This is a genomic window from Eikenella corrodens (assembly GCF_003990355.1).
Classification (GTDB): Bacteria; Pseudomonadota; Gammaproteobacteria; order Burkholderiales; family Neisseriaceae; genus Eikenella; species Eikenella corrodens_B.
The window spans coordinates 2,313,870-2,328,282 of record NZ_CP034670.1; the positions used below are offsets into that span (position 1 = coordinate 2,313,870).

Consider the following 14,413-nt stretch of genomic DNA (forward strand, 5'->3'; position numbering starts at 1 on the left):
TGTCTATGCTTGGAATCTAAATCTACGAAGTTTGGATGCGAATAGGTTATCCAGTGCTTAAATTCACCTTGTCTCCATAAGGTGGCATATCATTTGCTTGCAATAAAGTTTGTTTGTCCGCAAGCGAGCTCATGCCGGTTCTGCCTGCTTTATGTTTGTCATGAACTAAAAAATCGCGAACATTCAATTGCGTATTGACCGGTTTGCTGCTTCCCCTTCATATTCTCAACCTAACCTATAACTACATACCATCATGAACAAGAATCTGCATAAAGTGATTTTTAACAAAAAACGTAACAGTGTCGTCGTTGTTGCTGAAAACACGTTGCGGGAAGGAAAAAGTATAGGGGATTCTGGTGGTCATGGTTCTGGTGTTGCTAGTCGAGGCGGTCACGGCTTTGCCTGTTCTTTATTGTCTTTTTCCCTGATTATTGCCTCCTTGTCTGTTGCGGTCTTGGTTCCACCTGTATTCGCGGCAGGCATTGAGGCGGATAAAACCGCGCCGGCGGCTCATCAACCGGTTATTTTGCAGACTGGGAACGGATTGCCGCAGGTTAATATTCAAACCCCATCTGCCGGCGGGGTTTCTGTGAATGAGTACCGCCGATTTGACGTGGACAACCGCGGTGCCGTACTCAATAACAGCCGGCGCAATGTGCCGACACAACTGGCTGGCTGGATACAAGGCAACCCTTTACTGGCTGGAGGGGAAGCACGGATTATTGTCAACCAAGTAAACAGCAGCAATCCCTCTTTGTTGAACGGATACATCGAAATCGCCGGCCGCCGTGCCGAGGTGGTGATGGCTAATCCGGCCGGTATCCAGGTCAATGGTGCCGGCTTTATCAATGCGTCCGGTGTGACCTTGACTACCGGGATGCCCGTGATTCAAGGTGCCAATTTAGAAGGGTTCCGGGTGCGCCGCGGCGACATTGCGGTGACCGGTAGCGGTCTAGACACCTCTACGGCCGACTATACCCGAATTCTGTCGCAAGCCAGTCAGATTCAGGCCGGAATATGGGCGAAGGATTTGGAGGTAGTTGCCGGGAATTATGACTCTTCTGCTGGAGGAGCTTACCAACCGGTATCCAACTCATCGACCACCCCGGCCATTGCTATTGATACTGGCAGCTTAGGGGGTATGTATGCCGGTAAAATTTCCTTGGTCAGTACCGACCGCGGGGTAGGTATCAACAATGCCGGGCAAATGTTTGCGACAGCCGGCGGCATCCGCATTTCAGCCGATGGGAAATTGGAGAGTACAGGCAGTATTGCGGCGGCCAAAACACATGCCAACACAGCAGATCAATCGACAGCAGCAGTCAATATCCAGGCGCATTCCCTGGAAAATACCGGCACTGTATCGGCACAACAAGATTTAACCGTTCAAGCAGAACAAATCACCAATCAAGGTGTGTTGGCGGCATCTGGACAGATGCTGCTGAATCATACCGACACGATACGTAACCAGCAAAACGGGCAGATTCAGGCTGCCAGGTTGGATATCGATACCCGTCGGTTAAATAATCAAGGGCAGATCAGCCAAACCGGTTTGCAGTCTCTGTCTATCGACACCCAGGCGCTAAGCAATACTGCCGAAGCCCATATCGGGACAGCCCGGCCGGATGGCAATCCATCTGGCAATCAGAACAACGGCAGCAATGGCAGCGCCCCCTTGCCCGGGCAGGCCGCCGGCACCGGAGAGCTGGTGCAGCAGCCGAATACCACCACCTCACTGCCACTGTTGGCTGATGGCCGTATCCATGCCGCTGAACGCTTGGACAACAGCGGGCAAATCGAGGCCAATGGTGCCACCAATCTGCATACTCGACGCTCCTTACAAAACCAAGGTGTACTCAGCCTCAATCAACTCTCTGCGACCGGGCAATTACTAGACAACCAAAATGGTGAGATTCGTGCCGTCCAAGCGGATGTTTCCAGCCGGGCGTTTGATAATCGAGCCGGTAAAGTAGAAACCGTGGAGCAATTAGAGGTATCTGGGGAAACGGTTCGAAATCAACATGGACAACTGCTGTCCGCTCAAGATATCCGTATACAGACCAAGCAAATGGATCAAAGCGGCACCGTGGCAGCAGGGCGTGATTTATCTTTGGCTACGCAACGGGATTTATTGTTAACCGAGACCGTAAAGAGTGGCCGTGACGCAACCCTTACCACTCAAGGCAAACTAACTAACACGGCTGATTTGGCAGTTGGCAATCAGCTGCAGCTTCATGCTGCCAAAGTCGATAATACAGCAGCTGGCACAATACAAGCTGGCCAACTTGTCGAAGTGGCGGCTGCACAAACTCTAAGCAACCGGGGTCTGATTAATAGTAACGGCCTAACTAAAATACAGGCCGGGCAAACGCTCGACAACATCGGCACCGGTCGGATATTTGGCAATCATGTCGCCATTTCAGCCGATACACTCACCAACAGAGAAGAAACAGTTGGGCAAAATACACAAGCTGCCGTTGTGGCCGCTCGGGAACGCCTGGATATCGGTGTACGCAGTTTGAATAACCGGGAGCAGGCCGTATTGTATAGCGCCAATCAGCTGTCTATCGGTGCCCGGTTAACAGCCAATAATTTGGCGCAAGGCAAGGCCGAACAAGTCGATAACCGCAGTGCCACGATTGAAGCGGCAGGAGAAGGATGGATTGCCGCGCAAGTCGTGCGCAATACCAATGCCCATCTGGTCACTGATATTGTTGAAACCGCCCGTGAGCGGCATGTCGAATATGAGGCTCACGGGCGTAATGAGCGGTTTAAGGAGGGTACGCAGCATCAGCAGGGGTGGTATGTCTATAACGATGAATCCGACCACCTGCATACACCAGACGGCATCAATCATGAACGTTGGCACAAATACGATTACGACCGGGTTACCCGGCAGACCGAAGTACAGGAAACCGCTCCGGGCAAAATCATTGCCGGCGGTCGTTTGGAAATTGATGCCGATGAACTGCACAATTCGGACAGCCAAATTATTGCCGGCGGCCAATTGGCTGTTTCTACTGCCCAAGGCAATGCGCACCAACATGAGACCTTCGGTACCGCCACGGTAACCGACGAAGGGGTTTTGCACAGTTACTGGCGGCATCGGGAAAAGGGTCGCGACAGCACCGGGCATAGTCAACAAGCCTATCGCCCAGCCCCGCAAGTCCGCCAGTTCTCTTTAGGTTCGCATGCTTATCGTGAATTTGCCACCACCCTACCCAGTACTTCGGCTCCGGACAATCGTCCAGCCAATGTACCGGATGTATCAGTGCGGGTTGATACGACGGCTATTCAGCTGCCTGGCAGCAGTTTCTTTATCGTCAACCCTGATTCACCGCACTATCTGGTGGAAACCGATCCTCGGTTTACCAACTACCGGCAATGGCTCGGTAGCGATTATATGCTGCGTCAATTGGGGCTCAATCAAGACAATATACACAAACGGCTGGGTGACGGCTTCTATGAACAACGCCTGCTGCGTGAGCAGATTGCCAAGCTGACCGGCCACCGTTTCTTGAATGGCTACAGCAATGATGAGGAACAATTTAAGGCCTTGATGAACAATGGCCTGACGGCGGCTAAATCCTTCAATCTGACCCCCGGTATCGCCCTCAGCAGCGAGCAGGTTGCCCGCTTGACGAGCGATATTGTGTGGTTGGTGGAGCAAACGGTTTCCCTGCCCAATGGCGGCAGTCAAAAGGTATGGGTACCGCAAGTTTATCTACGGGTACGGCCGGGTGATGTAAACGGCGGCGGTGCCCTGCTGGCCGGGAATGTAACCGAACTCAATATCGCCAAAACACTGCATAATGGCGGCACGATTGCCGGCCGGCAGGCAATGTATCTGAATGCCGGCACACTGGAAAACTCGGGCCGTATCAGTGCGGACCGCCTACAGGTTCGCACATCGGGCGACATCAATAATACCGGCGGGGTACTGGATGCCGGCCAAACGATGCTGTTGCAGGCCGGTGGAGACATCAACAGCCGCAGTACGCTGGCTAGCAGTGCCAACGGTCAAGGTCATATTACCTATCTCGACCGTGTGGCCGGCATTTATCTGACAGCCGGTAAAGATGGTACGTTGGCGGCTACTGCCCAAGGTAATATTCGTTTGGATGCCGCCGAGTTGGCCAACCAATCCGAAAATGGCCGTACTCTGCTGCGTGCCGGCCAGGACATTACCCTCGGTACACAGCGTACCGAACAGTTGCAGACAAACCATTTCGACAACGATAACCACATCATCCGTGGCGAGCAACGGGATGCCGGCAGTACGATCCGTACCCGTGGCCAGCTGCTATTGTCTGCCGGCCGCGATCTGCAGACCGATGCCGCCGACATCAGCGGTGAAACCGTGCTGGCCCAAGCCGGTCGGGATATCGTTATCGGCAGCGGCACACAAACCGAGCTGGTGGATGATGCCTCCAAACATACCGGACGTACCGGCGGTGGCCGCAAACAAACCAATACCAGCAACATTCGCACCGAAGCGCAAACCGCCGTCGGCAGCAGCGTATTGGCCGACCATCTCCAACTGCATGCCGGTCGGGACATGACCGTTTCAGGTAGCCAAGTGATTGCTAACGAGCAAAACCGGCTCACCGCCGACGGGCGCATCCAGATCCGTGCCGCAGAAAACACCGCCGCCAGCCAAACTTACGAACGCGAGCAGCGCTCCGGCCTGGTGGGCGGTTTCAAAGACGGCGTGGCCAGCATCGGCTACAGCAAATCCGACAACAGCCTGCAGCAAAACGCACAACACCGCAGCCTGACCCTATCCCAGGTCGGCAGTATCCGTGGCGATACCGTCATCGTCGCCGGACAGGAATTGGATGCCCAAGCCGCGCGTTTGGCTGCCGGCGGCAACCTGCACCTGCAAGGCAAAGAAGTCAACCTGGATGCCGGCCATGTCAGCAGCAGCCGGCAGACCGAGCAACGCAGCAAACAGTCCGGCTTTGCCGTCGGCTTCACTTATGATGTTTACACTGCAGCCAGAAATGCCTACGAGCGCACCAAAGGCAACGGCGGCTACAGCAACAGCTGGGTAGGCAAATGGATGCAGCACGAGAGCGCCATGAGCAAAGCCGTTATGGCCGCCAGCACCCCGGTGGTGGTGACCGGCGGGCGCAGCCGCTCCCTTTCGGAAAAATCCCGGCAGCACAGCGAAGCCGTCGTCACCTCCGCCACCGCCGGTAAGAACCTGAACATCGTCGCCACACAAGGCAGCATCAACAGCCAAGGGGCCAAGCTGAGTGCCGAAGGCGACGCCGTGCTGCAGGCAGCCGAGCACATCCGCTTGGGCTTTGCCGCCGACGAGCAAAGCCAACACTCCCGCAGCCGGCGCAGCGGCTTCTCCATCGACAACCGCGACCACCTCACTGCCGGCGGCACCTTCAACGACCGCTCACAGGGCGATGCCGAGCTGAGCCGCCTCACCGGCACCCAACTGTCGGCAGGCGGACGGGCCAGTCTGCAGGCCGAACGGGGCGACATCAGCCTGATCGGCAGCAGTGCCGTAGCCGAACAAGACCTCACCCTCCGTGCCGGCGGCGACATCCGCCTGCTGTCCAGCCAAAACAGCAGCCGCAGCAGCGAGCGCGAGATCAGCAGCGGCATCGGTTCGGCCGTCATTTCCGACACCGAGCACTTCAACGGCTGGATGAAACACACCCGCCAAGAGCGGCAACAGCAGGTCGAGCAGGTACGCAGCCAGCTCGGCAGCCTGAACGGCAGCGTACGCATGCATGCCGGTGAAAACTACGTACAGCAGGTGGCCGACGTCGTAGCGGCACAGGATATCGATATTCAGGCCAAGCGCATCGACATCCTGACCGACCACAACCGCGGCAGCCGCTACTCTGCCGAGCGCGATGTCAAAATCGGCAACTTCGCCAAAATCTCCTCCCCCATCCTCGACCTGATCAACGCCGTAGAAGGCACCGTCAAGGGCAAAGAAGACGGCCGCACCCGCGCCCTGCAGGGCATGGCCGCCGCCGCCAAAGGCTACTCCACCGTCGCCGGCAACGGCGCTCTGTTTAAAGCCGAAGTCGGTTTCGGTTTCAAAACCGCCCGCAGCCAACAGGAACAGAGCCATGAGCACAGCCAGAGCAATACCCTGGCCGCCGGCCACAACCTGAGCCTCACCAGCCGCGAAGGCGACATCCGGCTGCAAAATACCCAAGCCAAAGCCGGCGACACCCTGAGCCTCGACTCCGCTCGCGACATCATCCTCGAAGCCGGCGGCAACCGCCAACGCGCCGACGGCAAAAACAGCCACCTCGGCGTATCCGGCGGGGTCGGCGTCTCAGTTGGCGCCGGAACCGGCATTTACGCCTATGTCGAAGTCGGCGGCGGGAAAGGAGAAAACCACCTCGACGCCCAAAGCCACGGCCAAACCCGGCTGCAAGCCAAACACCTAGTGATCAACAGCCAACGCGACACCACCCTCTCCGGCGCCCGTGCCCAAGCCGAACGCATTGATGCCCATGTCGGCGGCCGCCTGCAGGTAGAAAGCCTGCAAGACCAGCTCGAACAGAGCAGCAAACAAAGCCAGGGCGGCGTGCGCGTACAAGTCTCCTTCGGCACCGCCTGGGAGGTAAGCGGCAACTACAGCGCCGCCCAAACCAGCGGCAGCAGCCGCAGCGTAGCCGAACAGAGCGGCCTGTTTGCCGGCCAAGGCGGTTATCACATCCGGGCCGACCAAGTGCACCTCAAAGGCGGCGCCATCGCCTCCGCCGCTCCGGCCGGGCACAACGAACTCACCGCCAACCGCCTCACCTTTGAGAACCTGCACAACCACAGCGACTACTCCGCCCAAAGCGCCGCCATCTCCGGCAGCTACGGCCACAACCCCGGCATCAAACAGAAAGACGGCAGCTACAAACCCGAAATCGGCTACAGCGACGGCCCCCAATACAACCCCGGCCTGCCGCAGAGCGACAGCGGCAGCAGCGAGAGCACCACCTACGCCGTATTGAGCGAAGGCGACATCCGCATCGGCGGCGAACGCACCACCGCCCAAGCACTCGGCATCCGCACCCGGCTGGACGGTGCCAACGAAAGCGTCGCCGCACTGCCCGACCTGCAGCGCCTGCTGCAACGGCAGCGCACCGTCTCCCAAGCCAGCGCCGACATCATCGGTGCCGCCCAAACCTACAGCAGCAACCGGGCCAAAGAAGCCGAGCGGCAGAAACAGCAGGCCGAACGCGACTTCCGGCAGGCCGAAGCCAGCGGCGACACCGTTGCCCAGGCCGAAGCCGGCGCACGGATCAAACAGGCGGAGCAAACCAAACAGGAATGGGGCGTGGGCGGAAGCAAGAACCGCGCCCTCCAGGCCGTCACCACCGTACTGACCGGCAGCCTGGGCGGTCAAAGCGGCCTTCAGGTAGCCAGCAACACCCTCGCCCCCTATGCCGCCACCCTGATCGGCGACACCTTCGGGCAGAACGGCAGCCATCCGAACAAAGCCGCCCAACTGCTCAGCCACGCCATCCTCGGCGCCGCCCTCGCCTACAGCAACGGCGGCGACCCCGCTGCCGGCGCCGCCTCCGGAGCCGGAGCAGAAGCCGCGGCCATGGTATTGACCCGCACCCTGTACGGAGAAGAAGCGGCCAAACGCCCCGACCTGCTGCCCGAACAGGATAAGGAACGGATTCGTACCTTGAGCAGCGCGGTAGCGGCCGTAGTTGGCGGGGTGTCGGGTAGCCGCGATGGTGGTGGTAATGCCGTAGATGTGCTGGCCAATGCCCAGGTTGGCGGGGTGGTGGGGAGGAATGCGGTGGAGAATAATTATTATCTTACTCCGGTAGCCGCTAGTCATTCCGAACAGGAAGCAAGAGAAATTTATCGTATTTTGAAAGATCAGATTGATACCACTTGTGGTAACAGATCTAGAATAAATGAGTGCCGGGCATATATTGGATATATTGTAAATTTTTTACAGGATAAAGAATTATCTGATAAATATCCAGATTTAACTAATCAATCCAAACGCTTTTTGGCGAATCATAGTGATTTGGTAGAGAGCTTTATACGAGGGGAGCGACAGCGTCTGGAAGCAATGGATAAGAGCGCTTTCTTCCGATATGTCATACCGGGAGCTCAGATGGTGTTTGGAACACTAGGAGTTGCCTCATCGGTAACTCTGGGAGGTGCCGCTTGCGCCGAATCTGCCGGACTCGGTTGTATGGGAGCAGGAGTTGGTATCATCGCGAGTGGGGATGAAATGACTACCGGAGCACGCAATTTTGGTCGCAGGGCTAGTGAGCAACAACCAACAAGAATCGTGCAGACCTTTATGGCAACAGGGATGTCGCGCGATTCTGCTGAAACAACTTCACTTCTCATTTCCCTTGGTGCGGCTGGGGTATCTGCCGCTCCGAAAGCTGGCATGCTGTTCAGATCATCGAGTACTGCACGATATGCAACAGCAGGATCATTTATGACAACCCCGGGAAGGGCATTCTCGGCTATACCAGCAAATAGAGAGGGAATGCGTAAGACTTTGCAATCCATAGAGTCAAGGATGAGTTCTTCCGGATCGCCTTTGGGGCAGAGAATTAGAGGAAGTGTTGATTTTAGTGAAACTGCCCCTGGTAAACTTCGGGAGGCAACGAATCATCATATTGTGCCCGAAGTAACAAATGAACCCCCACTGGCAATAAGAGCTCCATCAACTCAGCTAAAAAATAGTTTTACTACATATCATACAACTCCTAATAAACCAATAGATTTTGGTAAGCCAATCCCTATTAGATTGCACAATGGATATTACGAAGCTTCTGGTATGAAGATATCAGAACAATACTATAATAGACTTTGGCAAAGAGGAGGAAGACCAGCACCATTCTTACAAGCTCGTGAAGTTTTACAAAATAACCCAAATATTCTTCCAGATAGAAAACCAGGCTTTTTTAGATATGAAGGATCAGGATTAGAGCTCATTTACAATCCTAGAACTGGAGAAATTTGGCACATTCAACCACAAAGATTAAATAAAAGGTGATATTGCTATTATGATAATTATGAAAGAATTAGTAGAAAGAGCTTCTGAGTTTTATTACACCAAACAGCAAATTGACATGCTATTACGAGCGTGTCAGGCAAAAATTACAGAGCTAATCAACTCGTTAAAACAGGTTAATTTTGATGAATCACGCCATATATTTGAAGAATTATTTGAGATACAAATAATATTATCAGATATTAAAAATAAATACTTGTTTGAATTTAATTTCAATGATTTCCTAAATGATTTTATCTATTTTTTTGATAGGCAAGATGAATATAATGTGCATTATTTATATACCCATTTCCAACAATCTGATAATTTCCCATCTTAGTCAGGAACAGGAAGGGTAATCTACTGCTTACATAGCATTTAAATATCTAATGGGAAAATATTTTCAGGTAGCCTATCCGTTTCAATCATGATAAGTGTAGGAAATCGTCGCGTTGTTTACACTTTTTCTATGGCGGATAGCTTTTGTTTTTGCTTGAATGATTCTTAGGCAGCTATCCGTCATTATCAAGAACAGAGCGGTTTTCCCGTGTTTATCGACATTCTTGACAATGCCGGATAGCTGCTCAAACGGCTCTTCAAGCAAAAGCTGGAAGTGTAAACAACGCTGTTGATTTCCACACATAACAATGGCCAAACAGGACTTAGATGCCCTCAGACCTCGTAATTTGCATAGTTCGGCAGATGGTAGAATATTAATGGGACAGTTAGAAAATGGAAACACTGTCAAACTCAGGCCAAGTAATGATGGAGGCCGTAATAGGTGGACTATTGAAATTTCAAAACCGAATGGAAGAATAATAAGGGAGATTAGATATGGCAATCTTTAGAGAATCAACTAAAATTAATGATAATATATGCAAAGAAGTGATAAGGAGTTATTTGCAATTCGACAAAAAAACACTTGATTTTTCTTTTAATGAAGAAAGCCTTATAAGAAATGGGTGGATATATGCTGCTATAGACGGATCATTTTTAGAGGAAGATGAAGTATCTAGAATTATATCACTATCTAAAAAATCACAATTTTTTTGCTTGAATCTAGACAGATTGTTTAATATCTCTCCATATGAGATTATAGTTTATAAGTTTGATAATAATTTAGAAGACTGGAAGACAATATTATCACCAGATGAGGAGTATACTCTATGGAGTAGTTTACTCTTTAATATGGATAACTTATTAATTATAAAACCATGGTCATCTGGATACAATCTTCTGATTGCGGGAGAGGAGAATATTGTTAGAAATATTTGTACAGATAATTATTGGATTTTTAATAATAAATATCCAATTTATCCTTTGTAATAGACATGGCTAAGTATATTGCCTAGCTAAAATACAATATTGGCATATTTAGATATTTCAGCCAATGTAGGGTGAGTAAAGCATCCGTAGAGAAGTGTGCTAACTGGGGAGAATAAAATATTTCAAGATTATAATAAACTTCTTAGGTAGCCTCCAGGCCGAAGAGGCTACCTGCACCCTCTATTCTTAATCAGTCGGCTACTTCCTACGCTCTTTAACAACCCAACCACAACAAGAGATTCAGAGGCTACCTGAAAAAATTTCAGGTAGCCTCTCCATTAAGCGAAGGAGACATCTGCATTGGCGGCGAACGTACCACCGCCCAAGCACTCGGCATCCGCTTAGAAATATATTTCCAGGGAAAGGAAGTATTGATCACTACAATATTGAAGTGCAAATTCCAAAGGCTAGAGGAGGAGTAAGAGTAATTGAGAACCTACATATTGTCCCTAACTCATCAGGTGGGTTTACTTGGTGGGGTAAAGATGGAGTAATCAGAAAATGAAGTATCAACTTGATGATAATATTATATTAACAGAAGAAGGAGATGATATGCCTTCTGATAGATTTATAAAGGAAGATAAACATCAATTACACGTCTCGGTTAATGAAGCTAATAGATATGCAAGTTTGGATTTTTCCTCACGATTAGCCATGTATGAGTTTGGTAAAGAAATAATACATGAGGCTGTATTTGGGAAAGGTGGATTTATGGAATTTTACCCCATGAGTGTTACAGACGGAAAATTAGAAATTATAAATGGGGTTAGGATGCCTTTAGATAGTGCAAGGTTATTTATTAGTTATATAGATCGCGAGGATGAATAAGTAATCGTGGCATGGATAGAGTATCCAAAGGATGGGTACTGTTACCTACGCGTATAATCAATACTTATCTGTATCAGAATACACTTTTCAGGTAGCCTCTCCGTTCCACCCGTAGAAGGCTACCTGAAAAACTCCCTCTTTTCTTATTCGCCTGTTCGCTTTTCTCCCGTTCCTTAACAACCCAGCTTTCACCATTATTCTGAGTACCCAAAGGCTACCTGAAAAATTTCAGGTAGCCTCTCCCTCCTTCATCCGCCTGCTGTCCAGCCAAAACAGCAGCCGCAGCAGCGAGCGCGAGATCAGCAGCGGCATCGGTTCGGCCGTCATCTCCGACACCGAGCACTTCAACGGCTGGATGAAACACACCCGCCAAGAGCAGCAACAGCAGGTAGAGCAGGTACGCAGCCAACTCGGCAGCCTGAACGGCAGCGTACGCATGCATGCCAGTGAAAACTACGTACAGCAGGTGGCCGACGTCGTAGCCGCCCAAGACATCGGGATCGACGCCAAACGCATCGACATCCTGACCGACCACAACCGCGGCAGCCGCTACTCTGCCGGTAGAAATACGGATTCAGAATATAAAATTCTATCGAACTTATCTGATCAATTAGGAAACAATAGATATGCACGTGGAACAGTTACTATATTTACGGAAAGGTCAGCTTGTGCCAGTTGCTTAAATGTTGCAAAACAGTTTCAGCAAAGATACCCAAATATTGATGTTAAAATATTTGATAACTCTAGTCAGCTTATTATTCCTAAAAGATAGGACAGGACATGGAAAAACGTAGAAATTATATAGAGCTAAAGCAGGATTACATGTTAATTGCATTTGATGCATGTGCTAGCAAATTCCATCTTGGCAAAGTAGATAAATGGGTGGATAATGAAACGGAATATGGTTATGCTGATTATGATTTTGAATGCTGTTTTAGATTGCCAATTGAATATTTAATGTGGTACGTTATTTCTATAATAGTACATGCAGGAAGAAATTATACATATCACAAGATGAGGTTAAGAAAAATAAAGGAGATACTTAGAGAGCATGATATTGAAAATCTCATTTCTGACTTTGGGATGGAAGAGAGAAGGAATTTATGAGAGATCTCAACCTGGTTTTACAAAACCAAAAGTTAGCGTAGCCTGCGTGCAAAGTGCGTGGTAACGCTACGCACGGAATGTCTGCTTCAGGTAGCCTTCCACGGCCGACAGCGTGTATATCATCTTCAACGATAACCCGCTACTCTTCTTCGACGATTTCTTCGCCATCCAACACACCTTCAAACCGATACTCGGTTTGCAGTAAAACAGGATCAACCTTCAAGGCTACCTGAAACTTTTTTGCTTCTCAGAAGCCAACGCTTTCAGGTAGCCTTTCCAATAAATTTGTCTTGGATGGAAACCATTGAACCAATTCCGTTAGTCGGAAGATATGGTTGGGGAAATTCTCCTCCGAAAACCAAGGGCGGGTACGGATATTTTTCAGGTAGCCTCTATGAGCCTCGATGACTTCAAAGCTACCTGAAAAATCTCTCTTCCTCCATAATCCTTACTGCTCCCGTTCTTTAACAACCCAATACCAACCGTTTCGGAACCAGCAAAGGCTACCTGAAACTTTTCAGGTAGCCTCTATCCGATTGCTTGCCTATTACAAACAAACCAATACCAGCAACATTCGCACCGAAGCGCAAACCGCCGTCGGCAGCAGCGTATTGGCCGACCATCTCCAACTGCATGCCGGTCGGGACATGACCGTTTCAGGTAGCCAAGTGATTGCTAACGAGCAAAACCGGCTCACCGCCGACGGGCGCATCCAGATCCGTGCCGCAGAAAACACCGCCGCCAGCCAAACTTACGAACGCGAGCAGCGCTCCGGCCTGGTGGGCGGTTTCAAAGACGGCGTGGCCAGCATCGGCTACAGCAAATCCGACAACAGCCTGCAGCAAAACGCACAACACCGCAGCCTGACCCTATCCCAGGTCGGCAGTATCCGTGGCGATACCGTCATCGTCGCCGGACAGGAATTGGATGCCCAAGCCGCGCGTTTGGCTGCCGGCGGCAACCTGCACCTGCAAGGCAAAGAAGTCAACCTGGATGCCGGCCATGTCAGCAGCAGCCGGCAGACCGAGCAACGCAGCAAACAGTCCGGCTTTGCCGTCGGCTTCACTTATGATGTTTACACTGCAGCCAGAAATGCCTACGAGCGCACCAAAGGCAACGGCGGCTACAGCAACAGCTGGGTAGGCAAATGGATGCAGCACGAGAGCGCCATGAGCAAAGCCGTTATGGCCGCCAGCACCCCGGTGGTGGTGACCGGCGGGCGCAGCCGCTCCCTTTCGGAAAAATCCCGGCAGCACAGCGAAGCCGTCGTCACCTCCGCCACCGCCGGTAAGAACCTGAACATCGTCGCCACACAAGGCAGCATCAACAGCCAAGGGGCCAAGCTGAGTGCCGAAGGCGACGCCGTGCTGCAGGCAGCCGAGCACATCCGCTTGGGCTTTGCCGCCGACGAGCAAAGCCAACACTCCCGCAGCCGGCGCAGCGGCTTCTCCATCGACAACCGCGACCACCTCACTGCCGGCGGCACCTTCAACGACCGCTCACAGGGCGATGCCGAGCTGAGCCGCCTCACCGGCACCCAACTGTCGGCAGGCGGACGGGCCAGTCTGCAGGCCGAACGGGGCGACATCAGCCTGATCGGCAGCAGTGCCGTAGCCGAACAAGACCTCACCCTCCGTGCCGGCGGCGACATCCGCCTGCTGTCCAGCCAAAACAGCAGCCGCAGCAGCGAGCGCGAGATCAGCAGCGGCATCGGTTCGGCCGTCATTTCCGACACCGAGCACTTCAACGGCTGGATGAAACACACCCGCCAAGAGCGGCAACAGCAGGTCGAGCAGGTACGCAGCCAGCTCGGCAGCCTGAACGGCAGCGTACGCATGCATGCCGGTGAAAACTACGTACAGCAGGTGGCCGACGTCGTAGCGGCACAGGATATCGATATTCAGGCCAATCCCAACATCCCTAACCAGGACAATGTGATTCCCTTAGGCATGATGGGCGCCATGCCGCATCGGCTGGACGTATTGAAAAAGATGCTGGAAAACGGCGGGGATGTGCACTACCCCAATGCAAATAGCGGGATGGAGCTATCGGCTTTTACCAAGCACTATCGTTCCGAACGAGAAGGCTTTAAAGAAATTATAGAACTGATGGAACAATATGCTTAGAAAAAGGCTACCTGAAAAA

General features: G+C 51.9%; 7 protein-coding genes. All 7 read left to right on the plus strand.

The window, feature by feature from the left end:
• The first annotated feature begins 253 nt into the window (after window positions 1–253).
• The 7 genes from ELB75_RS11760 to ELB75_RS11790 all read left to right on the plus strand — a co-directional run bounded on the left by ELB75_RS11760 (window position 254) and on the right by ELB75_RS11790 (window position 14,394).
• Window positions 254–9,010 carry a hemagglutinin repeat-containing protein gene (locus ELB75_RS11760; protein WP_126984052.1) on the plus strand — a complete coding sequence of 2,919 codons (8,757 nt, stop codon included), beginning with the start codon at window positions 254–256 and terminating at the stop codon, window positions 9,008–9,010.
• A 19-nt stretch (window positions 9,011–9,029) separates the two neighbouring features.
• Window positions 9,030–9,347 carry a hypothetical protein gene (locus ELB75_RS11765; protein WP_126984053.1) on the plus strand — a complete coding sequence of 106 codons (318 nt, stop codon included), beginning with the start codon at window positions 9,030–9,032 and terminating at the stop codon, window positions 9,345–9,347.
• 494 nt (window positions 9,348–9,841) lie between these two features.
• Window positions 9,842–10,333: a hypothetical protein gene (locus ELB75_RS11770; RefSeq protein ID WP_126984054.1), complete on the plus strand. Its 492-nt coding sequence runs from the start codon at window positions 9,842–9,844 to the stop codon at window positions 10,331–10,333.
• 501 nt (window positions 10,334–10,834) lie between these two features.
• Complete coding sequence (locus ELB75_RS11775) at window positions 10,835–11,161, plus strand: hypothetical protein (RefSeq protein WP_126984055.1); 327 nt, start codon at window positions 10,835–10,837, stop codon at window positions 11,159–11,161.
• 355 nt (window positions 11,162–11,516) lie between these two features.
• Window positions 11,517–11,933: a deaminase domain-containing protein gene (locus tag ELB75_RS11780; protein WP_126984056.1), complete on the plus strand. Its 417-nt coding sequence runs from the start codon at window positions 11,517–11,519 to the stop codon at window positions 11,931–11,933.
• Window positions 11,934–11,941: 8 nt separating this feature from the next.
• Window positions 11,942–12,268 (plus strand): hypothetical protein, encoded by a 327-nt coding sequence (locus ELB75_RS11785; RefSeq protein ID WP_126984057.1) that lies wholly within the window; start codon window positions 11,942–11,944, stop codon window positions 12,266–12,268.
• A gap of 404 nt (window positions 12,269–12,672) precedes the next feature.
• Window positions 12,673–14,394, plus strand: coding sequence for a hemagglutinin repeat-containing protein (locus tag ELB75_RS11790; RefSeq protein ID WP_126984058.1), 1,722 nt, complete (start codon window positions 12,673–12,675; stop codon window positions 14,392–14,394).
• Window positions 14,395–14,413: the final 19 nt, after the last annotated feature.